Source organism: Flavobacterium davisii, from assembly GCF_019565505.1.
GTDB classification, from domain to species: Bacteria; Bacteroidota; Bacteroidia; order Flavobacteriales; family Flavobacteriaceae; genus Flavobacterium; species Flavobacterium davisii.
The window spans coordinates 527,505-552,681 of sequence record NZ_CP067378.1; the positions used below are offsets into that span (position 1 = coordinate 527,505).

General features: G+C 30.2%; 25 protein-coding genes and 1 pseudogene. 12 read left to right on the forward strand and 14 right to left on the reverse strand.

The window, feature by feature from the left end; all coding sequences use genetic code 11:
- Positions 1-16: 16 nt before the first annotated feature.
- From JJC05_RS17890 to JJC05_RS02650, 4 genes are read right to left on the reverse strand one after another with little or no spacing between them, the layout of a single operon-like run.
- Positions 17-322, reverse strand: coding sequence for a hypothetical protein (locus JJC05_RS17890; protein WP_508625135.1), 306 nt, complete (start codon positions 320-322; stop codon positions 17-19).
- Between the two features lie 17 nt (positions 323-339).
- A complete protein-coding gene (locus tag JJC05_RS17895; RefSeq protein ID WP_309597395.1) occupies positions 340-669 on the reverse strand; it encodes an MlaD family protein in 330 nt (109 codons plus the stop codon).
- A complete protein-coding gene (locus JJC05_RS17900) occupies positions 623-961 on the reverse strand; it encodes an MlaD family protein (protein ID WP_309597396.1) in 339 nt (112 codons plus the stop codon). Before JJC05_RS17900 ends, JJC05_RS17895 begins: the two co-directional genes overlap by 47 nt.
- A gap of 30 nt (positions 962-991) precedes the next feature.
- Positions 992-2,161 (reverse strand): N-acetylmuramoyl-L-alanine amidase family protein, encoded by a 1,170-nt coding sequence (locus tag JJC05_RS02650; protein WP_309597397.1) that lies wholly within the window; start codon positions 2,159-2,161, stop codon positions 992-994.
- A 617-nt stretch (positions 2,162-2,778) separates the two neighbouring features.
- On the opposite strand from JJC05_RS02650, the gene JJC05_RS02655 reads away from it, so the two are divergent.
- Together JJC05_RS02655 and JJC05_RS02660 are read left to right on the forward strand one after the other, a co-directional pair.
- The gene (locus JJC05_RS02655; protein ID WP_309597398.1) at positions 2,779-4,980 is read left to right on the forward strand and encodes a putative LPS assembly protein LptD; all 2,202 of its coding nucleotides are present in this window, start codon (positions 2,779-2,781) and stop codon (positions 4,978-4,980) included.
- Positions 4,981-4,998: 18 nt separating this feature from the next.
- A complete protein-coding gene (locus tag JJC05_RS02660; RefSeq protein ID WP_088393201.1) occupies positions 4,999-5,379 on the forward strand; it encodes a RidA family protein in 381 nt (126 codons plus the stop codon).
- A gap of 567 nt (positions 5,380-5,946) precedes the next feature.
- Here the strand turns inward: JJC05_RS02660 and dnaK are convergent.
- The 6 genes from dnaK to JJC05_RS02685 form a co-directional block, all read right to left on the reverse strand.
- Positions 5,947-7,836 carry a molecular chaperone DnaK gene (gene dnaK / locus JJC05_RS02665; protein ID WP_105196726.1) on the reverse strand — a complete coding sequence of 630 codons (1,890 nt, stop codon included), beginning with the start codon at positions 7,834-7,836 and terminating at the stop codon, positions 5,947-5,949.
- Positions 7,837-8,327: 491 nt separating this feature from the next.
- On the reverse strand, positions 8,328-9,002 hold the full coding sequence (locus JJC05_RS02670) for a metalloprotease (RefSeq protein WP_235878143.1): 675 nt from the start codon (positions 9,000-9,002) through the stop codon (positions 8,328-8,330).
- Between the two features lie 622 nt (positions 9,003-9,624).
- Positions 9,625-9,996 (reverse strand): hypothetical protein, encoded by a 372-nt coding sequence (locus tag JJC05_RS16475; protein ID WP_258929432.1) that lies wholly within the window; start codon positions 9,994-9,996, stop codon positions 9,625-9,627.
- Between the two features lie 11 nt (positions 9,997-10,007).
- Positions 10,008-10,529, reverse strand: a complete 522-nt coding sequence (locus tag JJC05_RS16480) for a hypothetical protein (protein ID WP_258929433.1) — start codon at positions 10,527-10,529, stop codon at positions 10,008-10,010.
- Between the two features lie 169 nt (positions 10,530-10,698).
- Positions 10,699-11,586, reverse strand: coding sequence for an EamA family transporter (locus JJC05_RS02680; protein ID WP_235878145.1), 888 nt, complete (start codon positions 11,584-11,586; stop codon positions 10,699-10,701).
- Between the two features lie 76 nt (positions 11,587-11,662).
- A complete protein-coding gene (locus JJC05_RS02685; protein ID WP_088395085.1) occupies positions 11,663-13,318 on the reverse strand; it encodes an MFS transporter in 1,656 nt (551 codons plus the stop codon).
- Positions 13,319-13,403: 85 nt separating this feature from the next.
- On the opposite strand from JJC05_RS02685, the gene JJC05_RS16485 reads away from it, so the two are divergent.
- Both JJC05_RS16485 and JJC05_RS16490 read left to right on the forward strand, forming a co-directional pair.
- Entirely contained in the window at positions 13,404-13,985 is a 582-nt protein-coding gene (locus tag JJC05_RS16485) for a hypothetical protein (protein ID WP_258929434.1), read from the forward strand.
- Positions 13,986-14,131: 146 nt separating this feature from the next.
- Entirely contained in the window at positions 14,132-14,323 is a 192-nt protein-coding gene (locus JJC05_RS16490) for a hypothetical protein (protein WP_258929435.1), read from the forward strand.
- A 1-nt stretch (position 14,324) separates the two neighbouring features.
- Here JJC05_RS16490 and JJC05_RS02695 read toward each other — a convergent pair whose 3' ends face one another.
- Positions 14,325-14,870, reverse strand: a complete 546-nt coding sequence (locus JJC05_RS02695) for a DUF8465 domain-containing protein (protein WP_088393979.1) — start codon at positions 14,868-14,870, stop codon at positions 14,325-14,327.
- 47 nt (positions 14,871-14,917) lie between these two features.
- Between JJC05_RS02695 and JJC05_RS02700 the strand changes: the two genes are divergently transcribed.
- Entirely contained in the window at positions 14,918-15,229 is a 312-nt protein-coding gene (locus JJC05_RS02700; protein WP_105196731.1) for a DUF2752 domain-containing protein, read from the forward strand.
- A 52-nt stretch (positions 15,230-15,281) separates the two neighbouring features.
- On the opposite strand, the gene rocD is transcribed toward JJC05_RS02700, so the two are convergent.
- The gene (gene rocD / locus JJC05_RS02705; protein WP_088393975.1) at positions 15,282-16,526 is read right to left on the reverse strand and encodes an ornithine--oxo-acid transaminase; all 1,245 of its coding nucleotides are present in this window, start codon (positions 16,524-16,526) and stop codon (positions 15,282-15,284) included.
- Positions 16,527-17,042: 516 nt separating this feature from the next.
- On the opposite strand from rocD, the gene JJC05_RS16495 reads away from it, so the two are divergent.
- The 3 genes from JJC05_RS16495 (at position 17,043) to JJC05_RS02715 (ending at position 20,643) form a co-directional block, all read left to right on the forward strand.
- Positions 17,043-17,582, forward strand: coding sequence for a hypothetical protein (locus tag JJC05_RS16495; RefSeq protein WP_258929436.1), 540 nt, complete (start codon positions 17,043-17,045; stop codon positions 17,580-17,582).
- Positions 17,519-18,496, forward strand: coding sequence for an alkaline phosphatase PhoX (locus JJC05_RS02710; protein ID WP_258929751.1), 978 nt, complete (start codon positions 17,519-17,521; stop codon positions 18,494-18,496). The genes JJC05_RS16495 and JJC05_RS02710 overlap by 64 nt, the downstream gene beginning before the upstream one ends.
- A gap of 389 nt (positions 18,497-18,885) precedes the next feature.
- The gene (locus JJC05_RS02715) at positions 18,886-20,643 is read left to right on the forward strand and encodes a cytochrome-c peroxidase (RefSeq protein ID WP_235878147.1); all 1,758 of its coding nucleotides are present in this window, start codon (positions 18,886-18,888) and stop codon (positions 20,641-20,643) included.
- Positions 20,644-20,732: 89 nt separating this feature from the next.
- On the opposite strand, the gene JJC05_RS02720 is transcribed toward JJC05_RS02715, so the two are convergent.
- Positions 20,733-21,200, reverse strand: coding sequence for a DUF1003 domain-containing protein (locus JJC05_RS02720; protein ID WP_235878149.1), 468 nt, complete (start codon positions 21,198-21,200; stop codon positions 20,733-20,735).
- A gap of 7 nt (positions 21,201-21,207) precedes the next feature.
- Positions 21,208-21,744, reverse strand: a complete 537-nt coding sequence (locus JJC05_RS02725) for a DUF1697 domain-containing protein (protein ID WP_105196734.1) — start codon at positions 21,742-21,744, stop codon at positions 21,208-21,210.
- Between the two features lie 414 nt (positions 21,745-22,158).
- On the opposite strand from JJC05_RS02725, the gene JJC05_RS02730 reads away from it, so the two are divergent.
- The 4 genes and pseudogenes from JJC05_RS02730 (at position 22,159) to rlmD (ending at position 25,146) form a co-directional block, all read left to right on the forward strand.
- Positions 22,159-22,674, forward strand: a complete 516-nt coding sequence (locus JJC05_RS02730) for a beta-1,6-N-acetylglucosaminyltransferase (RefSeq protein ID WP_235878151.1) — start codon at positions 22,159-22,161, stop codon at positions 22,672-22,674.
- Positions 22,675-22,679: 5 nt separating this feature from the next.
- Complete coding sequence (locus JJC05_RS02735; protein WP_235878152.1) at positions 22,680-22,868, forward strand: hypothetical protein; 189 nt, start codon at positions 22,680-22,682, stop codon at positions 22,866-22,868.
- Positions 22,859-23,071 carry a hypothetical protein gene (locus JJC05_RS02740; RefSeq protein ID WP_235878155.1) on the forward strand — a complete coding sequence of 71 codons (213 nt, stop codon included), beginning with the start codon at positions 22,859-22,861 and terminating at the stop codon, positions 23,069-23,071. Before JJC05_RS02735 ends, JJC05_RS02740 begins: the two co-directional genes overlap by 10 nt.
- A 663-nt stretch (positions 23,072-23,734) precedes the next feature.
- Positions 23,735-25,146: pseudogene (rlmD, locus tag JJC05_RS02745) on the forward strand (23S rRNA (uracil(1939)-C(5))-methyltransferase RlmD).
- Positions 25,147-25,177 lie beyond the last annotated feature (31 nt).

Genomic DNA, 25,177 nt, shown 5'->3' on the forward strand with positions numbered 1-25,177 from the left:
TTGGTTTTAAATTATTTTAATTGTGTTTCAGGTGCTTTGTATGGTTTTTCTTTTTTCCAAAAAGAGAAACATTTACGTAACGCGTAGGATGTAAACGTAAATCTTGAAGTAATAGTTCAATTTCTTTAGCAGCTTTGGTAAAGTTGTTATACATTGCTTCATCTTTCATTGCTTTGCCTAAAGTTCCTTGTCCTGCTTGCATATCGGATACTAACTTGTTCACATTTGCTAAAGTTCCTTCTAAATTTTTTAAAGTTTTTCCTAATTCTGCTTTTTCTAATTCATTGGATACTTTAGAAAAATCCGTGGTAATTTTTTCTATATTTCCTAATGAATGGTTTAAACTTTTTGGTTAGTTGCTAATAATTGGTTAACACCATTGCCTAATTTATTAAATTCAGCCATTGTCTGATTTAAGTGACTTATAGTTTGTTGAAGATCTCTTTTAGCTTGATCATTTAAAACTTGATTTACATTAACCATTAGCTGATCGGCATCTTCAACTAATGATTCTATTTTTTGTTGAGTTGGAGCTAATTTTTTACCTAGGTTATCTGTTAAGCCTAATTTTACATCTGCTTTTAAACGATCACCATCAACAACTATATTTTTATCTGCAAAGTTAGGAATAATCGCTATTTGTTTTCCTCCTATAAAACCGAAGTTCATATATTTGAGCGACACTTGTTTTTGAAATCGGAAAATCATCTTGATTGATCTGTAGTTCTGCTAAAATTTTACCTGTATCCGTTAAATTTAATGATCGTACTTTACCTACTACTTTTCCATTAATAGTTACAGATGCGGAAGAAAGAAGGCCTTCGACATTATCAAATTCAACAAATAGTTTTTTGTGACTATTTAGCAAGTTACTACCTTTTAAAAAGCTATATCCCCAGATAAATAATAAAATAGAGGCAATTACTAGAATTGCTGTTTTAATTTCTCGTGTTATTTTCAAAATATATTTTTTTTGTTGCAAAAATACTAATTACTTAGCAGATTTCACTGCTTCATTAAGGCTTATTTTAATTCCATTTTTATAAGGCACTATAAAAGCCGATTCATATCCTTTGGATTTTGCCTCTGTTAACATTTTCCTAGATTCCTGATAATCATTTGTTTCCCCGTACATATATTTATAATATCCCCCTTCAAAAACTGAAGAAATATTCAATAATCCATTAAAATTTTCAGGCTTAACATCAATTTGTGTATTACTTGCTTTTAGTTGTATTTTAAAAACAACTTTTTGAGTATCAACACTACCTTTGCTTTTAGTTTCTGGTTTTACAGGATCTTGTTTAATAATTTCTTTTACAGGAACTACTACTTCTTTAGTTTTAGGTGTACTATCCTTTGGAGTAGGTTTTTCTGATTTTTTTATATCTAAAAAAGGAACTGTACCTCCAAAATGTTCTGCTTTCATTCTAAAAATTGCATCTGCTATAGACCTTGCCATATTTTCTTGACCTTCTTCTGAATTTAGGTAAGCCCCTTCTGATGGATTTGAAATAAATCCTGTTTCTACCAATACTCTAGGCATGAAGGCTTTGTGTAAAACCATAAAAGGAGCTTGATGTACACCTCTATTTTTACGATTTACTTTTTGATCAAAATTATCCTGAATTCTACTTGCCAATTCAATACTTTGGTCTAAATATTCTTCTTGTGCAATGGTGGCACTAATTAAAGATTCGGGAGCATTGGGATTATAACCAGCGTATTTAGTTTTATAGTTATCTTCTAATTTAATAACTTCATTTTCTTTTCTTGCAACAGCCAAACTTGATGCACTTTTTGAAAGTCCCATCACATAGGTCTCTGATCCATAAGCTTCCAAATTCCTATTAGCATTACAATGAATAGAGACAAAAATATTAGCTTTGTTCTTATTGGCTATATTGGCTCTTTCAACCAGTTCTATAAAAGTATCGGTTTTTCGAGTATAAATAACATCAATAGTAGGATCTTTTTCTAGGATAGCGCCTAGTTTTAGAACAATAGCTAAATTAATCTGTTTTTCCACATATCCATGATAAGTAGCTCCAAAGTCCTGATTACCATGCCCTGCATCTAAACATACTTTGAATTTAGCATTATTTTGTGCTTGAAGAACCCCCGACAAAACAAATAAAGCCGTAAAAAAAACATATTTCATTTTATTTCTATTTTTCACCTTCATTTCACTAATGAATTAAATGGTTATAATTTTATTAAATACTTACTTATTTATAAAAATAGCTGTAAGTTTGTGGCTTCAAAAATTAAGCCATATTTTTACAAAAATAGTATTTATAGCTTTGCGTACAAACTTATTTTACATCGTTTTAGTTCCTTTTTAATAGCATTTTGTAGTCTAAATCTACAATCGCAGGAGCTTCCTAAAAAAATACGAGCCTACTATCTGTAAAACAGAAAGATAGCCTAAAATCTAATTCTATTATTTTAAACAAAAAAGAAGAGGTTAGTAAAAACAAAGACAGTATAAAAAAGAAAAAATCTTTTTTAGAAGGTAAAATTTTATATAAATCAAAGCACTCTGTTAAATTAGACAACAAAAAAAAACTTGCTATTTTAAAAGATGAAGCAGAGGTAAAATATAAAGATATTGAAATTAAATCGGGGATCATTGTCATTAATTATGATAAAGATGAAGTATACGCTGGTCGACTAAAAGATTCTACAGGTAAGTACGTTCAATACCCTATTTTTAAGCAAGGAACTAACATTGTAGAACCTGACTCAATTCGTTTTAATTTTAAAACTAAAAAAGCATTGATATGGAATTCTAGAACAGATCAGGGGGAATTTAAAATAAAAGGTGAGATAACTAAAAGAGAAAATGATTCGGTTTTTTTTATTAAAAACGCAAGATTCACAACTTCTAAAAACTTAGAGGATCCTGAATATTACTTTTTAGCACGTAAAATAAAATTTGTTCCTAAAAAGAAAATTGTAGCAGGTTTAACCAATATGGTAATTGCAGATGTCCCTACTCCCATAGGGGTTCCTTACGCCTTTTTCCCTATGACTGAGCAAGCGACTTCTGGAATTATAATGCCTACTTTTGGACAAAATAATGCACAAGGGTATTCTTTGCAAAACGGTGGTTATTATTTTGCTATTAGTAACAATTTAGATCTTGCATTATTAGGCGACTATTTTACAAATGGCAGTTATGGTTTAAGAGCGGAAACAAATTATGCAAAACGATACAAATACAGAGGTAATTTTAATTTTCGATATGAAAACCAAATAAACGGAGAAAGAGGATTGCCCGGTTATGGAAAATCTACTCTATATAATTTACAATGGAGTCACTCCCCTGATACAAAAGCCACGCCTAACTCACGATTTTCGGCATCTGTTAATTTAGGTAGTAGCAAATATTACAGACAGTCATTTAATCAATTAAACACCTCTAATTTTTTAAATAATACTTTAAGTTCTTCTGTTTCATACGGAAAAACTTTTAATTGGACTCCGCAAGTAAATTTGTCTTTAACTGCTTCTCATTCACAAAACACAAATACAAGACAGATTAATATGACGCTTCCTACTTTGCAAATTGGAGTCGATCGTATTTTCCCTTTCGCACCTAAAAGCGGTACTAAAAAAGGTTTTATTAAAAACTTAAATTTCACTTATAGCTTAAGGGGCGAAAACCGTGTTCAAACAACAGATTCATTATTCTTTAAACCTGCTATGTTTAGAGATATGCAAAACGGAATTCAACACAATATTCCATTTAGTACAAATTTCAAACTTTTTAAATACTTTAGTGTGACTACCTCTTCTAATTTCAATGAAGTCTGGTATCTTAAAACAATAAGAAAGCAATACAACACTACATTAAAAAAAGTAGAAGACATTGAAAACAAAGGTTTTGATTCTTTTAGAACTTATGATTTTTCAAGCAGTGTGGGAACTACTATTTATGGAACATTTAATTTCAAAAAAAATGGAAAAATCCAATCTATAAGACATACTGTACGACCAAACATTAGTTATGCTTATGCTCCTAGTTTTGAAAAATATTATGACACATACGCTATTGATGGCAGTGGTAAAATGGCTAATTATACACGTTTTGAAAAAGGAATTTTCGGTGGCCCTTCTAGTACAAGAAACAACAACTTATCTTTTTCTATAAACAATGTCTTTGAAGCTAAAGTTCGAGATAAAGACTCTACTAAAACAGCTCCTAAAAAAATAGTTTTAATTAACAATTTAAACTTATCTAGCAATTATAATATTAATGCAGATTCTTTAAAATGGTCTCCTTTACGAGTAAGCGGTGGTACCAATTTACTTAAAGATAAACTAAATATTAATTTTGGTATGACTTTAAATCCCTATGCTATTAATAATAAAGGAAATATGATAGATAAACTTAACATTAATAATGGCGGTAGTTTATTTCGAATGACAAGTGCTAATATTACGTTAAATTATTCTATTAATAGTAATGAATTAGGAGGAAAAGGAAAAACAGATCAAAATAATTTAAACAATTCAGGATTAAGAAATGGTGGTAGAGCAGATGATCTTTTTGGTAGCTCTAATGATTTTAGCAATCGAAATCAAAATCCTTTTGACAAAAAAGACAATGAAGAATCTCCTTTCAAAGGTTTTTATCGTTCGATAATTCCTTGGAATCTAAACCTTGCTTATTCATTAACTTATTCCAACAATAAAAGAGAAAATACTATTACTCAAAACTCATTAATGATTTCTGGAAATATAGATCTTACTCCTAAATGGAAAACAGGAATATCAACGGGATATGATTTTGTTCAAAAAGGAGTTACTTATACACAATTACGTTTTCAGAGGGATTTATTAAGTTGGCGTATGGATTTTCAATGGAATCCTTTTGGAGACAGAGCTTCATGGTATTTTTTCATAGGAATTAGCTCCTCTGTACTAAGCGATATCAAATGGGATAAAAGAAATCTACCTGATCGAAGATTATAATAATTGACACTTAAAAATATGAAAAAAATAATTTTTACAGAAAAAGCACCTGCTCCTATTGGACCTTATAGTCAGGCTATTTTAATAAAAGACACTTTATACACCTCTGGTCAGATTGCTATTAACCCAAAAAACAACGAACTTATTTTAACTTCAATTGAGGAAGAAACAGAACAAGTAATGCAAAATTTAAAAGCAGTTCTTGAAGCTGCCGATATGACTTTTGAAAATGTCATTAAGGTGACTATTTTTATTATGAATATGGGCGATTTTACTAAAATTAATTCTATTTATGGAAGGTATTTTGAAGAGGCTACTGCTCCTGCCCGTGAAACGGTACAAGTTGCTACTCTTCCTAAAAATGTTAACATTGAAATATCTATGATTGCTATAAAATAATCTCTCATAAATTTATAAAATGAGATTATTCTTTTTAGAAAAATAGTCTCATTTTTTTATACTTTCTGTAGTACTTACTTCTTATTTACAAAATATATTAAATATTTATAGAGTAAAAGTGCGCAATCTTGTCATTTAAGTAACAGCTTTTACCCCAAAATATACAAGAAAAAATTTCCCTACATCTTTATTTTCTTTGCCTTATCATTTTCATCACAAAGTTTAATCCGAAATTTGATTAAACCCTGATTACGCATTAGAAAAACAAATCTTATAACCTATTATATTTTTACTCGTTTTGGTTCTTAATTTTGTATAGTACCTAAATCAATAAATGTTTTTTTAAAAAATCTCTAACGTGTAATCTGGGGTAAACTTTAATTTATCAATGTTTTTATTCCTAAATGAGCAGCCTCAAAATACGTACTAAAAGAAGTTTTTTTAAAAGGCAAATTTAGCTCCTGAGGATTACTTATACGAAAACTATCCCAATGGGTATCCGATATTTTAGCAATAAGAAAGGCTGTCTATACAGACAGCCTCTTCTTAAAAATAATGAAATTTAAATTATTTTACTTCTTCAAATTCTACATCTTGTGTAGTATCACCATTTGTTTCAGTTTGCGGTTGTTCTTGCGCTCCCGGTTGACTTTCTGCTTGTGCTTTATACATTTCTTCTGAAGCATTTTTCCATGCTTCATTAATTTTTTCTAAAGCCGGAGTAATCGTATCTATCTCTTTCGTTTCGTAAGCTTTTTTCAATTCTTCTAGAGCAGCCGTGATGTTTGATTTATTACCTTCCGATAATTTATCACCAAATTCAGCTAATTGTTTTTCTGTTTGGAAAATCATACTATCAGCTTCATTTAATTTACCCGCTTTTTCCATAGCTGCTTTATCTGCTTCTGCATTCATTTCAGCTTCTTTACGCATTTTTTCGATTTCTTCTTGTGTTAATCCTGAAGAAGCTTCAATGCGAATATCATGAGATTTACCTGTACCTTTATCAGTAGCCGAAACTTTGATAATACCATTAGCATCAATATCAAAAGTTACTTCAATTTGAGGTACGCCTCTTTGTGCAGGTGGAATACCATCTAAGTGGAAACGACCAATCGTTTTGTTGTCATTTGCCATTGGTCTTTCACCTTGTAAAACATGAATTTCTACTGATGGTTGGTTATCTGCTGCTGTTGAGAAAACTTGCGATTTTTTAGTAGGAATAGTTGTATTAGACTCGATTAATTTAGTAAACACACCTCCCATAGTTTCGATACCTAATGATAACGGTGTTACATCTAATAATAATACATCTTTCACATCACCTGTTAATACACCACCTTGAATAGCAGCACCGATAGCTACTACTTCATCTGGATTAACACCTTTTGAAGGTTTTTTACCAAAGAATTTCTCAACTTGTTCTTGGATAACTGGAATACGAGTAGAACCTCCTACTAAGATTACTTCATCAATATCAGAAGTTGATAAACCAGCATCTTTTAAAGCTTTAGCAACTGGCTCCATAGAACGCTTTACTAAAGTATCTGCTAATTGTTCGAATTTAGCTCTTGTTAAAGACTGAACCAAGTGCTTAGGTCCAGTAGCCGTAGCTGTAATGTATGGTAAATTGATTTCTGTTTGAGCTGAAGCCGACAATTCGATTTTAGCTTTTTCAGCAGCTTCTTTTAAACGTTGTAATGCCATTGGATCTTGACGCAAATCAATTCCTTCTGCTGTTTGAAAATCAGAAGCTAACCAATCAATAATTACCTGATCAAAATCATCTCCTCCTAAGTGTGTATCTCCATTTGTAGATAATACTTCAAATACACCGTCACCTAATTCTAAGATAGAAATATCAAAAGTACCTCCACCTAAGTCATATACTGCAATTTTCTTATCTTGAGCTGCTTTATCTAAACCATAAGCTAAAGCTGCAGCTGTAGGTTCGTTAATGATACGCATTACTTCTAAACCTGCAATTTGTCCTGCTTCTTTAGTAGCTTGACGTTGCGCATCGTTAAAATAAGCTGGTACCGTAATAACTGCTTGTGTTACAGCATGACCTAAATAATCTTCCGCTGTTTTCTTCATTTTTTGAAGAGTCATAGCAGATAATTCTTGTGGGGTATATAAACGTCCGTCTATATCAACACGGGGTGTATCATTATCCCCTTTTACCACTTTATAAGCTACTGTTGACGCTTCTTTAGCACTTTCAGTATACTTATTCCCCATGAAACGTTTTACTGAAGCAATTGTTTTTGTAGGATTTGTAACTGCTTGACGTTTTGCAGCATCCCCTACTTTTATTTCTCCTCCTTCAACAAAAGCAATTACTGAGGGAGTCGTTCTTCTACCTTCTGCGTTTGCAATTACAACCGGTTCTCCACCTTCCATTACTGCTACACATGAGTTAGTAGTACCTAAGTCGATTCCAATAATTTTACTCATAATATAATTCTCCTTAATTTTTAATTCATTTTTCTATGTGATTACTTTTAATCACAGTTGTACTTCTTATACATTTTCGAGAATGACAAGGATTATGCCAATACTAAAAACAGCCTTCTTTGTCAGCACACCTCCATCTCTTCATGACAAAATGACAAACAAATAACTTTTTCTTTGTTTAATAATTGACAAAAAGTACAAAAATTGTTTGTTTATCGTGTAATAGATAATATTCAGGATAATGAATATCATTACATTTAATCAAATTTATTCTATAGACTTTGTTGTGATGATAAAAAACTATGTTTTTATCGCAGATGTAGTTTACGCATAGAGAATAAAAAACAGAGTTATTTATTAAAATCAACGTCATTTTTTATATCTAAATAAATTTGTCATTTGGATTAAAATTTGGTTATTTCATAGGTAAAATAAGATCACAAAAAAGCCAGCTATAAGTTTATAGCTGGCTTACAATATATCTAACTGATTTAATCTAGGTTAAAAAATTCTGCATCAGACATTTTTCCTGATTTAATTCTTTGCAACTCTTTCATTTTACTCATAATTAATCGATGACCTTCATCACTCATTCCTTCTGGTTTAGCCATTCTATAAGACGCATTTAACACTCCATCATAGTAATAAAAGAATTTAGAATCAAACTGAGTTGCTGTTAACTTAGCATTTACAGGATCTGCTAATAAAAAACCTAAACGAACCGCTGAGCGTCTTTGTTGAGGCTTACCATGATGATCTGAACTTGTGGTCTTATTATCTCCAATTTCATAAGCGAAGTTATACGCCGTAACGATCTCAGAATAAGTTGATTTACCATAACCTCTTCTTAAATAGTAACCTGCCATTCCATCTGCTTCTAACTCACTTGCTCTGGCGGTTGATTCTTTTTCAGAAGGTAAATGAAATGCGTATTGCAATTGATGCCCATATTCGTGAGCAAGAATCATTATATTAACTAAATTTGAAACATCTTTAGATTTGGCATCTCTAAAAATACCTTCTCCATAATAAATTTTTCCTGTATTATAAGATATAGCATTATAGGTAGATTTCCAATCTGTGCCATTTTTGACAAATCTAAAAACTGGAGCGGCTACAGAAATTCCTCTCCAAAAAGTATTAATAGCTATATTTTGATCATTCATTAAAATAGCATCTGCTGCTGTTCCTACTCCAGCAGATAAAGTGGTTGATAGAGTAGCCGAAGCAGGCCAATCATCATTAATAAAATCACATTCTTTTACTACCTCTATTGGTTTTTCAATACTTACTGTTTCATCTTTTTTTTCGCTTCTTCTTTTTCTTTAGAACAGGAAAACAATATTATAGAAACTACACCCAACAACAGAGTGTTTAGTTTGTTGTTGTTTTTCATAAACTTAGTTTGTTTTTAAATATTTTTTTTACAAATTTAAATTTTTAAAATCACAAAAAACAAATATATTTTTAAAAAAAATAAATTAATACTTTATAATTAATTTTTTGTTAAATTAATAAAACAAAATAAGAACTATGATTTCATCATTAAAAAGTAAGTACTTGATCGAATTAGATTTATTTCCACTTTAATATAAAACGATACCAAAAAGAAATTGGTCCGTGCATTAATACACTTTAAAAGGCCTCCTCTAAAGAGAGTGTCCTAAAAGTCGAACCCAGTTTCTGAGAATCGTTTATATGAAAACTATCTCCGATAGGTGTCCGAATATTTTAGTAAACAAAAAGGCTGTCCTTTTGGACAGCCTCAATATAAAATTAACTCAATTATTATAGGTTAAAATATTCTGTATCAGACATTTTTCCTGATTGAATTTTTTGTAACTCACTCATTTTACTCATAACTAATTGGTGACCTTCATCACTCATTCCTTCTGGCTTAGCTAATCTGCTAGTACCTGCTAAAACCCCATCATAGTAATAAAAGAAGTTTGAATCAAACTGAGTTGGCGTTAATTTAGTATTCGTAGGATCTGCTAACAAAAATCCTAAACGAACTGCAGAACGTCTTTGCACAGGCGTACCGTGATGATCGGCACTTGTTATTTGTTTATCTCCAATTGAATAAGCAAACTCATAAGCTGTAGCTATTTCAGAATAAGTAGATTTGCCATATCCTTTTCTTAAATAATAACCTGCCATTCCATCTGCTTCTAATTCACCTGCTCTAGCTGTTGATTCTTTTTAGAAGGCAAACGGAACGCATATTGTAATTGATGTCCATACTCATGAGCAAGTATCATTACATTAATTAAGTTTGAAGCATCTTTAGATTTGGCATCTCTAAAAATACCTTCTCCATAATAAATTTTTCCATTACCATAAGAAATTGCATTATAGGTAGAATTCCAGTTCGTACCATTATTTACAAATCTAAATATTGGAGCCGCTACTGAAGTCCCTCTCCAAAAAGTTTTAATATTTATATTTTGATTTGTCATAAAAGTAACATCTGCTGATGTTCCTGCACCAGAAGATAAGGTTGTAGATAAATTAGCTGAAGCTGGCCAAGAAGAATCTACATAACTACATTCGCGTTCAATCCCTGCTGGTTGTTCTACAATTGCAGCCTCTTCTTGATTAATTACCCCTTCTTTTTCCTTAGAGCAAGAAAACAATGCTACTGATGTAGCCATACTCAGCAACAGAGTGCTTACTTTGATAGTGTTTTTCATAAATTTGTTTTTTTTTGAATTATTTTAGCGAAATTATAACATTTTCTTAGCCAACAAGGGTTTTATATGTTATTTTTTAATAAAAATTCAAACAAAACAACAAAAAAGATTAATATTATTGCTATATTTTACACTATTTAACAAAAAAACCTAATTTTGTGTAAAAAAATTAATTCGCCTTTTTCGCAAAATAATTGATGTTAAATAAAATTATAGCAACTACTATTAACAAGTAAGCACTTAATTGAATTACGTTTATTTCTTCTTTAAAATAAAACAATGCTAAAAAGAAATTAATAAGAGGATTGGTATACATTAAGACACCTACTGTTTTAGAATCAATCCCTTTAAGAGCATAAAGATTCAAAAAAAGAGGTATAATTGTAAATAGTACCACTATACAGGTCATTACACCCCAAAATAAAAAGGTTGTAGGGGTTTCTGATTTATAAAAACAATAAAAAGGAGATAATATTATAGATGAAATAAGCAATTGAATTGTTAATACTACAAAACGATCAAAGTAATTGTTCCTTCTTTGAGTTATTAAATACAGAGCGAAAGTAGAAGCAATTATTAATGAATACATTAAATCTTTTATATGACCATAAGACAAAAGACCACAACTAACAACGAACAATCCGACAGCAGTCCATTGTTTTTTATCTAATTTTTCTTTGAGTACAAAATAGGCTAAAACAGTTGTTATAATAGGACAAATTAAATAAGCAAATGAGGCAGATTGTATACTGATATGGTTTACAGAGTACATAAACAAAAACCAATTTAAAACGAGCAAAAATCCACCTATAATCGTTAAAACTACTGTTTTTCTTTGGACAGATTTGCTAAAACTATTGAAAATTTTTAAATCATCTAAGACAATCTGTCTTCTAAATATAAAATTAATCATCAATAGTAAAAAGGTTGCATAAAAAACCCTATAAAATAATATATCTAAAGAAGCATAGTCATTTATTTTTTTTATAGCCAAACTAAAAAATCCCCAAATAAAGAAAGATGAAAAAGCTGCTGTAAAATATTTATTACGATTCATAAAATTAAATTAAAATTAAAAAGGATAAAAGTACTTAATTCCTTTTACCCTTTTAATATTATTATGTCTTTTAGTTTTAATGTCCTTCTTTAATTTCTATTGAATCAACATCCAAATTTTGACTTTTTAATATTTTTTTTACTAAAATTGCAAATAACGTTAAATATGCAAAACAAATAACCGCTACAATATAGGAGTTATGTATGCCTATTAAATCCGATATTTTACCTTGAATAGGAGGAATTATACCACCACCTAAGATCATCATAATTAAAAAAGCGGAACCTTGTGAAGTATATTTTCCTAATCCTAAGATAGATAAACTAAAAATAGCAGGCCACATAATACTACAAGCTAAACCTCCTGCTAAAAACGCATAAATAGCCACCATTCCTGTTGAACATAAACCTATTATCATGGCAATTAAACCAAATAGTGCAAAAATCATAAGTGTTCTTGCAGGTTTATCTTTAGATAAAAACATGGCTATAATTTGTAATAAAACACATACAATGTAAAAATAAAGAGGTTTCATATCTTTACCTGAAAGCATATTAGCACCTAATACAATTCCAAATGCTAATAAAGGAACGACAATTAAGGCTATTATTTTTTGAATCCCTTTTAGGTTAAATACACTAATAGCACCGGCCCAACGTCCTATCATCAAACTTCCCCAATATATAGATATATAAGGAGCTATATCAGATGATTGTAAGCTACCAAATTCAGGTAATTTTAGCAGCTCGCCTAAGTTGCTTCCTACTGCAACCTCAACCCCAACGTAAACAAAAATAGCTAACATTCCTAATACTAACTGAGGATATTGCATAGCTCCCCATCCTTCTGGATTTTTCTTCGCTGCTATATAGGAATACAAAATCCCTCCTAAAACGACAATCAATGCCCCCATTAGCCAGTTCATTCTGTATTGATTCAAGTCTAATAATTGAACTGAATCCAATCCTTCTACATTTTGATATGATTTAAAAATAAAGGTAAAACAAGCCGCTAAAAGTAATGTCATAACAACAAGTGTCGTTAGGGCTTTATTTGCTTTTTCTATAGATTCATTAGAAATTCCTGATGGGACTTTTTTAGAAAAATAAAATAAGGCTGCTGAACCTACAAAAAGAAAGCCTACACACACATAAAGAAAAATAACTTTATCTAGTTCTAAATGCTTAATCTGATCATCCGAAACGGAGGCTGTCGTTCCAAACAATGCTAAAGCCACTATTATAGGACCAATTGTAGTTCCTAAAGAATTAATACCTCCTCCTAAATTTACTCTACTTGCTCCTGTTTTAGGATCGCCTAATAAGATTGCAAATGGATTAGCCGCTGTTTGTTGTAATGAAAAACCTAATGCTACTATAAACAAGCCTACTAGCATTCCTTCATAAATACTACCTTTTACAGCTAAAATCATTGCTCCCGATCCTAAAGCAGAAAATAATAAACCGTAAATTATACTTTTTTTATGTCCCCAACTTCCTACTATATCTTTTCCTTTCGCATTCCCGAAAGCAAATAATAACAAGGCTCCTAAATAATAGGCTGTATAAAATGCAAAATCTATTAACTGAGATTGAAATTGGTCTAAGGAAAAATAATTTTTACAAAATGGAATAAAAATACTATTTCCAGCAGCAATAAAACCCCAAAAAAAGAAAACAGTTACCAAGGTATATAAAGCTGGATAATTTGTTTTTGTTACTTGTGAATTCATAAATCTTTTTTAGTTAGCGATCCAAATATAACAATATCTTTGATTAAAAATTTAAAATTGTATTTTTGTTTAAAATTTAATGAATATGAAAAAAATTTGGGTTTTACTAATTTCACTACTACTACTTACAGCTTGTGATGATGGAAATATAATAGAAGAAACATTTAACTTTAGCTCTATTTCTGTTCAAAAATGTAACAACACCAATACATTATACAAAATTAATGATAAAGAAACGCTTATTTTTACAACTCCAGAAACAAGTTTTCCTAATGAAGAAGGGATTAAAACTTACCTCATTGGAACAGGCAATAACTTAATTTATAAAAAGTTTTTTTCAACGATTAATAGTAATGAAATCTGTTCTGTTGGTAATAATCCCGTTGCTGAGCAATGGACTGTATCTGGCGGTACTATTGAAATAACTACTAACAAAATAATTTCTACTAACGATCCTTCAAAGATTGTGGGGTATAATCATAAGATTTTGTTTAAGAATATAACTTTTAATAGTCCTAATAAGCAATTAGTTTTTGACAGATATGAGTTTGGTAACTATACTACGGATTTAATTGATTTAAAATTTGATTATAAAAATGCTGTCATGCAAAATTGTTCTGGCAATAATCTCTTTTTAAATACAACAACAGTAATGCTTTATTATTAGATATAGACCCTAGTTTATACAAACATCAAATTGTTGGTACAAAAACAGCTTTATTAAATAACAGTAATAAGATTAGCTATAGGGTTTATAGTGGTGGCTTAAACGCTAGTTTTTTCTGTCAATCTATTCCGCCTACAAGTCCTGCTTTGGTAGAAGAATGGATTGCACAGGAAGGCATAACAGATGTAAGTGGTATTATTGTGGTAGAAACTTCTCAACAAACCACTTCAACTTATCGTCATGTAATCAAGCTTAGAAAAGTGATTTTTAAAAACGGTATTAAAACCTATAGTCCTAATCCTAATGGGGATTATGAGTTTGGTGAAATTATAAACTAATTTACAAAAAGTTTTTTTGGTTAATATACACTTCTGTAGCACCAAAACCATACTTTTGAAAACTGGCTTCTTGAAAGCTGATATAACTGTATCTACTTAGTAGAAAATCTAATTCAGCTTTCAGGATTCCTTCTCCGACACCGTGAATAAGTACTACTTTTTGTATTCTGTTTTTTATTGCAAAATCTAATTGTCTTTGAGCGGTTTCCACTTGTATATTTAAAATATCATAATTATTCATACCTTTAGTTGTTTGTACTAATTTTTCTATGTGCAAATCTACCTCTAAAACAGTTTCATCTTTTTTAGACTTCCTTTCTTTTATAAAGTTTTTGGGTTTTGAAATTTCTTTTTCTTTTTTTATAGCGTAAAAATTTGCTTTTGAAAAATCCAATCCTGTTTGATCTATTAAAATTAGTTCGTTGTTTTTAAAAGGCAACTCAAATCCTTCTTCTGTTTCTATCCAAACTTGATCCCCCGTTACTTTTATTACTACTCCATTAATATTATCATCTAAAACCGATACACTATCTCCTATAAAAAACATAAATCTTATTTTTTTGCAAAAATAGAAACTAATTTTTTAATTTTACAATGAACTCTATTTTTACAGTGGTACAAAAGATAATCCTAAACGATTTTATGATTCCTTGCTTATTCAAAATACTTTTTAAAGTAGATTGTTTAGGTTGTGGAGCTCAAAGGGCTCTCATTTTATTATTAAAAGGAGAGGTACAACATGCTTTTTTAATGTATCCCCCTTTATTCAGTATTATTCCTTATTTAATATTAATTATCGGTCGTTATTTTAAATTTTTTATCTTTTCTTCCAAAATCATACTATCATTAGGTTATCTCAACTTCATTATCATGGTTATTTCTTACTACAGCAAACATTTTACATAAAAACACCCCCAAAAGTTCACTATTTGGGGGCACTATAGATAAGTTTTATTCGTTATTTTTCAAACTCTTTTAGCGTTTTTATAATAATTGCAACACAATCTCTTAATTGTTCTTCATTCATTACTAAAGGAGGAGCAAAACGAATAATATTTCCATGAGTAGGTTTAGCTAACAATCCGTTTTCTGCTAATTTCATACATATATTCCAAGCAGTATCGCTATCCTCTGTATCATTAATTACAACGGCATTTAATAATCCTTTTCCACGAACTAAGCTAGCTATGGGAGACGTTTCGATAAATTTAGCTAATTCTGAACGAAAGATTTGTCCTAATCGTTCTGCATTTTCGGCTAACTTTTCATCTTTAACTACTTCTAAAGCTTCAATAGCAACAGCTGCTGCTACTGGATTTCCTCCAAAAGTAGAACCGTGTTGCCCTGGTTTAATTACATTCATGATAGCATCATTTGCTAATACTGCTGATACAGGATAAGCACCTCCTGACAAAGCTTTTCCTAAAATCAAAATATCAGGCTGTACATTTTCATGGTGTACGGCTAATAGTTTCCCTGTACGAGCAATACCTGTTTGCACCTCATCTGCAATAAACAACACATTGTGTTTTTCACATAATTCTTTTGCTTTAGCTAAATATCCTTCGCTTGGCACATATACACCAGCTTCTCCTTGAATGGGTTCTACTAAAAATCCCGCTACATTGGACGATGAAGTAATTGCTTTTTCAAGAGCTTCTAAATCATCATACGCAATTTTAATAAATCCAACTGTGTAAGGACCAAAATTTTTACGAGCATTTTCATCATTTGAAAATGAAATGATCGTGGTCGTTCTTCCATGAAAATTGTTTTCACAAACTATAATTTGTGCCTCATTTTCATTGATTCCTTTTTTTTCATAGGCCCATTTTCGACACAATTTTAAAGCGGTTTCAACCGCCTCAGCCCCCGTATTCATTGGCAATACTTTATCAAAACCAAAATAATTGGTTACGTATTGCTCATAAACACCTAATTTATCATTGTAAAAAGCTCTAGACGTTAGGGTTAACGTTTGGGCTTGCTGTACCATAGCTCCTACAATACGCGGATGACAATGTCCTTGATTAACTGCCGAATATGCCGACAAGAAATCATAATATTTTTTCCCTTCTAAATCCCAAACATACACTCCCTCTCCTTTACTTAATACTACTGGTAATGGATGATAGTTGTGTGCTCCATGTTTGTCCTCTAATCCAATGGCTTCAGCTGAAGTTAATTTTTCTAAAACTGACATAATTATTATTATTGATTAAAAAATCGCAATTCCTTCTTTATGGCGAGAAATCAACCCAATACTATACAAATGTAAAAATATAACTCCCAAAAACAAAAAAGATAATCAAGGGTGTCATTTTAGCTTGTCATCATCATAAAAAACGATTCAAAAAACCACATTTAAAAAAACTGAATATTAATAAATTTAAACAAATCTTCTTCTTTTATTTTTACATTATGGCTCGTTTTCTTTCTATTTGTTTAAAATCAGATTCTCTATTAAACTTAATTGTCAAACAAAATTTCTTAATAAATTCAAGTACTCACCGAAAATTTTAGAAGAAACATGATATTTATAATTCGACTCTTATCTTGAATAGGAGTTACAACACTATAACGTTAAATCATATTCTTAAAATATACTATTAGATCATGATGTTAACTTTAACTTTAATGAATGATAACCTTTTTAAAAAAAAGACTAAACATTTATCTAACATTGTCATTTTAAGTTTGCTTCGAAAAAACAAATTATATGAAAATTAAAAAAACCTCTTTATTTACCATCATCATCATTGCAAGCTTAGTTGCGTGTAATAAACAAGATGAAAGCAATGAAACAACAAGTGCTGTTAATCCTTATGAATTACGAAATCATTCTGTAACTCCTCCTCTGATTAAAGCTATGCCTGAATTTTCCTCATTGCAAACTTATTCATTATTTTCTAGTGAAGATAAATTAGTACAAACTCCTGATTATGTTTTTGGAGGTTCTGCTGATGGATCTGGATTAATACGAAATACAGATGATACATTTACATTTTTAGTAAATAATGAAGATAATTTTGCGGTATCTAAAATTACTTTTGACAAAACTTTTAAACCAGTTGCAGGGCAATATATACTAAATTCTAACGGAGCGGGCACAAGATTATGCTCAGCTACTTTAGCTACTCCAGAAATACATGGTTTTGGTCCTTTGTTTTTAACTTGTGGCGAAAGCAATAGTGAATCTCTAATTCACGGTTTAACCCCTTTGATTCAAAAGCAAACAATAGCACTCCAAGACCATTAACCGCTCTAGGTAGATGGAGTGCTGAAAATGCTGTTCCTCTTTCTAAAAACGCATATAACGGACAAACTGTAGTAATAATTGGCGATGATGATAATGGAACATACGGAGGACAATTAATATTGTATAAATCGACTATTGGTGATTTAAACAATGGAAAAGTGTATGTCTTAAAACGTACTAATAATGATCCTGTTGAAAAAAACATGACAGAAAACAACTCTTATGATGTTGAATTTGTAGAAATAACCGATATAAAAACCAATACTGGATTACAAAACAATCAGGCTGCACAAGCTTTAAACGCTCTTACTTTTGGTCGAGTTGAAGATATTGATTGGAATAAAACAACTGGTAAAGAAAGAGAAATTTATTTTAATGTTACAGGTCAAAACAACACAGGTGTAAACGCTAATAACTCACGTAATAAATACGGCCGTTTATACAAGTTAGAATTAAACGCTAATAATCCTTTACAAGGAAAACTAACCTTAGAATTGGATGGGGATAACCGAAATGGTAAAGCTAAAACTTTTCAAAATATAGACAATATTTGTGTCACCAAAAATTATGTGTATTTACAAGAAGATCCTAACGGATATGGAGATGAAGTACATGACTCTTATCTTTATCAATATAATATTCTAACAAAAGAGTTAAAAGTTGTTTTTGAATTAGATCATAAAAGAAATGAACCCGGCGACAAATATTTAAGTGCAGCCTCTCCTAAAGGTTCTTGGGAATATGGCAGTTTAACCGATGTTTCTGAAACATTAGGAGTTGAAAACACTTTTATGCTATGTATACAAGCACATTCTTGGGAAAAGGAAGCCTTTAAAGGAGTCGATGGTGGCAACATACGTCCAAACGAAAAACAAGGAAGTCAAGTTATCTTAATAAAAGGCTTACCTCGTTAAACTTTTTAATCAAATAAACAAACTTAAACCCAAATTCTGTATTAGGCTTCATTGTGAAACAAAAGATCTCAATAGGTTCAACTAGTCACCTAAAATTTTAGAAGAAAAAATAAAGAAACTATTTTGATGATTAAAATGGGAGTATGTCCTTCCTATTATTAAAAATAAGGTGGTTAAATTGGCATTGTCAATTCACCTCCTTCGAGTCTAATGCGGAATTTGGGTCTAAAAAGTATCCAAAAAAACCAATATCTTGTTATACATTTTTTAAAACAAAAAAAGAAAATCATATCCTCTTAATGACAAACCTTTTCCTTCCTAAATATTGCAAACCAAAAATTCATGCTTTGTTTTTGGACCAACTCTTTCTAATTTTTTAAAGTATATAAATGAAAAAAATTTTTATTTTAGTCCTTCTCTTATTTTTAATTTCTTGTAAAAAAAACAGTTATAATCATATTAACTATTTAAAAAACACCCAATTATTAATCCTTAACAACTATAACAAACTAATAAAGGAAGCTAACAAACTTGCTCATCTAACAAAACATAATGCAACTCAGGATGAACTAAAAAAACAATTTATAATAACACGATTAGCCTTTAAAACTTGTGAAGAATTTATTGCCTTTTATTTCCCCAGTACTTTTACAAAAATTAATGGCGCACCTATAAACGAAAATGATTTAAATGACAGCAACAGAAAAATAGAAGACGCTACTGGATTTCAGGTTGTAGAGGAAACTCTTTTTGACAAAAAATTAAATAGACAAGAAGCTATTCAAAATACTGCTACGCTTCAATCCTATATACAAACCCTAGAATTACAAATCCAAACCATTCAGCTTACAGATCGTTCTATTTTTGAAATTCAAAAACTACAACTTATTAGAATCATCAGTTTAGGTATTTCGGGTTTTGATTCTGCCATTGCCTTACAATCCTTAGCCGAAACAAAAAGTGCATTAAAAGGTATTCAATCTTATATAAATTGTTTTTCTTTTGAAGAAAAGCTAAATAAAAAAATAGCTCAAAGCATACAATTTATAAATCAAAATCAAGATTTCAATTCTTTTAATCGGGCTGTCTTTATTGTAAAATATATAAAACCAATTTTTGAAGAAATAAATCATATTCAACAAAAATTAAACATTAAAAACAATTCATTTATTAGCGCAATCGATTTCTCTAAAAACTCACCATTTGAAAAGGGAGCTTTTAATGTAAACTATTTCGCACCATTCTATAATCGAAATCCTTCTAAAGCGCAAATTGCATTAGGCAAAGAATTATTTTATGACAAAATTTTAAGTGGCAATCAAGCAGTATCTTGTGCTAGTTGCCATATTCCTGAAATAGGCTATGCTGATCATAAAACTACGGCAGTTAATCATATCGCAAATTCTCGAAATACCCCCACCTTACTCAATTCAGCATTACAAAACAACTTATTTGTAGATGGTAGAGTAGTATATTTAGAAGATCAAGCGAAGGCAGTAATTAATAACAAAAACGAAATGCACGGAAGCTTTAAAACAGCTTTGGCAAAAATTAATTCAAATCCTATATATATTCAAAAGTTCAAAAAAGTTTTTTTAAATGAAAAAGTCGTACGTGAACAACATGTATTAAAATCATTAGCCAGTTTTATTAGAACACTTGCTCCATTAAATTCAAGATTTGATAATTATTTACAAGGAACCGCTTCACTAACCTCAAACGAAACAAAAGGATTTAACTTATTTATGGGCAAAGGAAAATGTGCCACTTGTCATTTTTTCCCTTTGTTTAACGGAAGCGTACCGCCTTTGTATCAAAAAATGGAAAGTGAGGTATTAGGTGTTCCTACAAAACCAAACGTTCCTTCATTAGATCCTGATTTAGGCGAGTATTTAATTACCCAAGCTCCCCTAAAAAAATATGCTTTTAAAACGCCTACTGTTCGAAATGCTGCTATAACTTTTCCTTACATGCACAACGGCCACTTTAAAACCCTAGAAGAAGTCCTCATTTTTTATAACAAAGGGGGTGGAAAAGGACTAGGAATACATCTTAAAAATCAAACATTACCCGAGGACAACTTAAATCTTTCTAAACAAGATATAAAAGATTTAATTAGTTTTATTAAAACATTAAATGATATTTAGGATGGTAGTAGAAGATCGAAGCTAGAAATTAGAAATTGAAGACGGAGGTTGAAAATTGGAAGAAACAAGCAATAAACGGATACGGTACATTATTCACCTCCCTTCAACCTTAATTCTTCCAATAATTTCATTTGTTGCATTTGCATTTGCATCATTTCTTCGTGTTGATGTTTTAAAATATGATCTAATTTATCTTGAAGAATTCTAATTTCTTTTTCGGCTTTTAGATTAATCTGAAAATCTTTTTGGGCACGTTCTCGATCCTTTTCTTCTTGCCGATTTTGACTCATCATAATTATAGGGGCTTGAAGAGCTGCAACACAAGACAAAATAAGATTTAACAAAATAAAAGGATAGGGATCAAACCCCACATTTAATAAGACAAAAACATTTATTGAAATCCAAACTAATAAAAAGCTAAGAAATAAAATAATAAAAGTCCAACTTCCTCCAAAGGCTGCTACTCTATCCGCAACACGCTGCCCTAAAGTTAAAGCTTTAGTACCTAAATCCTTCTCTACTTCTTTTATACTGTCTATTTCTTTTTTGCCATACAATCATTTTTTAAAACATTTCCAACAATTTACTTACTGTATTAAAATTACGTATAGTAGAAATAACATTCAATTTTTTCTCAATATATTTATTATCCATGCGAGTTTTACCAGCTCCATTTATGTATTTTAAATACATTCTATTTTTATCAATAGTAGCTTCATCTGGCTTCACTTGACTTATTTTTAAATCGTGAATAGCACCTTCATTTAATTCTTTGTTTAGAAAAGCAAAGTAAATCTTAGATGTATCTACATCCTTTTCCTTTAAATACAGATTATTAGCTAGTGCCTGTTCTAAATCTTGTTTCGCTAGAACCATTACAGGAACTTCATAGCCCCATTCTTTAAAAATTTCCTGTTTAATTTTAAATCCCACCGAAGCACCATTCTCTTCCTCACAATCAAAAAAAACATTACCTGATTGAATATAAGTCACTACGTTTTGAAAATCTATTCGTTCCAATAACGCTTTCAAATCATCCATTTTTATCATATTGTGCCCCGATACATTAATGCCTCGGAGAAGTGCAAGGTGCTTTACCATTTTTATATTTTTAAAAAAGTTTAAAACAAATAAAAAACAAATTTAAATTAATTAAAAATGTTAACAAGACAAACGTAAAAAACCTTTTACTAATTTTAACCATCAAAAAAATCAAACAAAAAATTTTGATCACTACAAACAAAAAGCTAAATACTTTTCTGGTGGCTTTTTGAATAATCCAGAAGAAAATATAACCGCTTCTTTCAAAGATTTTGCCCTTTTAGGACGAGACACTATGTCTTGTATTCCTTCTGAAATATTTTTTCATGATTGATTTATCTTAACAAACCACTATCTTTAACCATTATTAAAAGAAAACCTATCCTGTCACATTATCAAAATAAACGGAATATCTTTACAGTAGAAAGTCTTCCTTTTTGATGAATTCTAATTTTTAAAAAAATTGCTCTTCAAATGAACAAAATATATCTCATTTTAGCCCATAAATCACCAGAACAATTGGAAAGACAAATTAAGGCATTATATAATGAACAATCTTTTTTTTATATACACATAGACCTAAAATCGGATATTCATTTATTTGATAATCTAAAAAAAATAAATAATGTATACTTAATAACCGATCGAGTAGATTGTATTTGGGGTGATTTTAGCACTATTATAGCAACTTTAAATTTAATGGAAAATGCAATAAATCATCATAATGAAGGATTTTGTATACTCATGAGTGGCCATGATTACCCTATAAAGAACTTATCTTTTATTGATGCTTTTTTCAATCAGAATAAGAATACCGTTTTTATTGATTTAGATAAAGCAGAAAATATTTGGCCAAAATTTTATGAAAGAATAAAATATTATAAGATTAATCTGAGTTCAAAAAGGGGCGACTTTTTATTAATAAAAGGACTGAATACTCATACTATAAAAAGCCTTGTTAAAAAGAAATTTCTTTTTATCAATTTTTAAAAATTATGGTCATAAAACGGAAACTTACTTTACCCTTAAAATTCTATGGTGGTTCTCAATGGTGGGCTATGGATCTTTCTATTTTAGCTAAAATGAATGATTATATAAAATTAAACAGGCATGCTCTTTTTAATTTTTTTGTTGATTCTTTATTACCAGATGAATTTTTTTTCATTCGATCATTATGTACTTAAAAGAAACAGGCCTTCCTATTGAATTTGATAATTCTTTAACATATATTAATTGGAGTAGAAAAAATTGTCCTCTTCCTGTAACTTTTCAATCTGACGACTTAAAGGAATTGTTAGATCAACCACCTCTAAAATTATTTGCTAGAAAGTTTGATATAGATTATAACAAAGAAATATTGGATATGATAGATCAAAATATCAAATAATAGTAAATTTTTATTAAACCCAGATTTCAAGAAAGTATTGTTCTTTGACAAATGAGAGCTAACTTGTACTTGCGACCGAAGCCTATGTATAAAATGGTTTACGCATTAGATATTGTTTTAAAAAAAGATTTTTGAACAAACTCAAATACTCACAAAAAATTTTAAAAGAAAAAATAATAAACCATTTTAATAATTAATTTTTTGAGTACGTGCTTGAAATGGAATAGATTTTCCATAAATTCACTTCATTCAAATCTAATACCGATTTTGAATTAAAAACACTCAATATAACAACCAATTTTTGTATTTAAGAATACTATCTGTTCTATTCTTTTTATCATTAATTTCAATACTCTCTTAAATATTTAACATGCCAAATGATAAAATATACCATTATAAAGAAAGTCTTTTTTTAGTTTTATATAATGCGAATTAATTGACTAAATAAAAATAACAATTCGCCACCATTCCTCATTTTACTTTAGTATACCCCCAAAACAAAAAGAGCAAATTTATATCAGCTTGGTAAAAAATTTGGATTATAATAAACCCAAAATTTGAATGTAAAAAAGAATCGTTATCCTCATTTTGATTGACCAATTAAAAACAAAACTCACATTCTTTAAAATTCTAAAATCTAATAGCAATTATTATCTTTGCACTATGGGAAGAAAAAAAGATAAACAAGTCGTATTCGAAAACGTAAAAGTCCTTGATGCAGGAGCAAAAGGCGTATGTGTGGCAAAAGCACCAGAAGGTCAGGTCATTTTTTTAAGTAATGTGGTACCTGGCGATGTTGTAGATATTCAAACCTTTAAAAAACGTAAATCGTATTATGAGGGGAAAGCCATCCAATTTCATTCATATTCTGAACATCGTGTAGAGCCTGTATGCGAGCATTCAGGTGTATGCGGTGGTTGCAAATGGCAAAATATGAATTATAATCAACAACTTTTTTACAAACACCAAGAGGTAGAAAATAATTTAAAACGTATTGGCAAAATTGAACTTCCAGAATTTGAACCCATTTTAGGATCAAAAAAACAATTTTTTTATCGAAATAAAATGGAATTTGGCTTTTCTTCTACTCGTTGGATGACTCCTGAAGAGATTAACAGCGGTGAGGCACTTAATAATAAAAATGCCGTTGGTTTTCATATCCCAAAAATGTGGGACAAAATTCTTGATATTAACAAATGTCATTTACAACAAGACCCATCCAATACTATTCGCAACGAAATAAGGCGTTTTGCTAATGAAAATAATTTAAGCTTTTTTAACCCTAGAGAGCATAATGGTTTATTGCGTACCCTTATGATTCGTACTGCTTCTACAGGAGAAATTATGGTTCTTATTCAGTTTTTTGACAACCATAAAGAACAAATAGCGTGTATGATGAATTTTTTAGCAGAGCGTTTTCCTGAAATTACATCACTACAATATGTGATTAATCAAAAAGCCAATGATACGTTGTACGACCAAGATATTATTTTATTTAAAGGACGTAACTATATTTTAGAAGAAATGGAAGGTTTACAATTTAGCATTAATGCTAAATCATTTTATCAAACCAATTCAGAACAAGCTTATGAATTATATTCTATCACAAGAGATTTTGCGGGGTTAACGGGCAATGAGTTAGTATATGATTTGTATACAGGAACAGGAACTATTGCGCAGTTTGTTTCTAAAAAAGCTAAAAAAGTAATTGGTGTCGAAGCGGTTCCGGAAGCGATTAGTGATGCCAAAATAAATGCGGAACGCAATAAAATAACTAATTGTGAGTTTTTTGTAGGTGATATGAAAAATGTTTTTAACGACGAGTTTATAACTACTCTGGACATCCTGATGTTATTATTACAGATCCGCCTCGTGATGGTATGCACGCTGATGTTGTAGAGCAAATATTAAAAATTGCACCCAAAAAAGTGGTTTATGTAAGTTGTAACGCTGCCACACAGGCACGTGATTTGGCTTTAATGGACAGAATGTATAAAGTAACTCGTGTACGTCCTGTAGATATGTTTCCACAAACACATCACGTAGAAAATGTGGTACTTTTAGAGATAAAATAAATAGTAAATGAGGCCATCCAAAAGAATTCTA

Bases quoted from the DNA above. Each gene is read 5' to 3' on its own strand.
- JJC05_RS02715 (WP_235878147.1), top strand. From the start codon at position 18,886: ATGAAAAAAATTTTTATTTTAGTCCTTCTCTTATTTTTAATTTCTTGT.
- JJC05_RS02685 (WP_088395085.1), bottom strand. From the start codon at position 13,318: ATGAATTCACAAGTAACAAAAACAAATTATCCAGCTTTATATACCTTG.
- dnaK (WP_105196726.1), bottom strand. From the start codon at position 7,836: ATGAGTAAAATTATTGGAATCGACTTAGGTACTACTAACTCATGTGTA.
- JJC05_RS16475 (WP_258929432.1), bottom strand. From the start codon at position 9,996: ATGGCAGGTTATTATTTAAGAAAAGGATATGGCAAATCTACTTATTCT.
- JJC05_RS16485 (WP_258929434.1), top strand. From the start codon at position 13,404: ATGAAAAAAATTTGGGTTTTACTAATTTCACTACTACTACTTACAGCT.
- rocD (WP_088393975.1), bottom strand. From the start codon at position 16,526: ATGTCAGTTTTAGAAAAATTAACTTCAGCTGAAGCCATTGGATTAGAG.
- JJC05_RS02680 (WP_235878145.1), bottom strand. From the start codon at position 11,586: ATGAATCGTAATAAATATTTTACAGCAGCTTTTTCATCTTTCTTTATT.
- JJC05_RS17895 (WP_309597395.1), bottom strand. From the start codon at position 669: ATGAACTTCGGTTTTATAGGAGGAAAACAAATAGCGATTATTCCTAAC.
- JJC05_RS02725 (WP_105196734.1), bottom strand. From the start codon at position 21,744: ATGGTAAAGCACCTTGCACTTCTCCGAGGCATTAATGTATCGGGGCAC.
- JJC05_RS02700 (WP_105196731.1), top strand. From the start codon at position 14,918: ATGAACTCTATTTTTACAGTGGTACAAAAGATAATCCTAAACGATTTT.
- JJC05_RS02695 (WP_088393979.1), bottom strand. From the start codon at position 14,870: ATGTTTTTTATAGGAGATAGTGTATCGGTTTTAGATGATAATATTAAT.
- JJC05_RS02735 (WP_235878152.1), top strand. From the start codon at position 22,680: ATGGTCATAAAACGGAAACTTACTTTACCCTTAAAATTCTATGGTGGT.
- JJC05_RS02670 (WP_235878143.1), bottom strand. From the start codon at position 9,002: ATGAATGATCAAAATATAGCTATTAATACTTTTTGGAGAGGAATTTCT.
- JJC05_RS02650 (WP_309597397.1), bottom strand. From the start codon at position 2,161: ATGAAATATGTTTTTTTTACGGCTTTATTTGTTTTGTCGGGGGTTCTT.
- JJC05_RS16480 (WP_258929433.1), bottom strand. From the start codon at position 10,529: ATGAAAAACACTATCAAAGTAAGCACTCTGTTGCTGAGTATGGCTACA.
- JJC05_RS02660 (WP_088393201.1), top strand. From the start codon at position 4,999: ATGAAAAAAATAATTTTTACAGAAAAAGCACCTGCTCCTATTGGACCT.
- JJC05_RS16495 (WP_258929436.1), top strand. From the start codon at position 17,043: ATGAAAATTAAAAAAACCTCTTTATTTACCATCATCATCATTGCAAGC.
- JJC05_RS02740 (WP_235878155.1), top strand. From the start codon at position 22,859: ATGTACTTAAAAGAAACAGGCCTTCCTATTGAATTTGATAATTCTTTA.
- JJC05_RS02730 (WP_235878151.1), top strand. From the start codon at position 22,159: ATGAACAAAATATATCTCATTTTAGCCCATAAATCACCAGAACAATTG.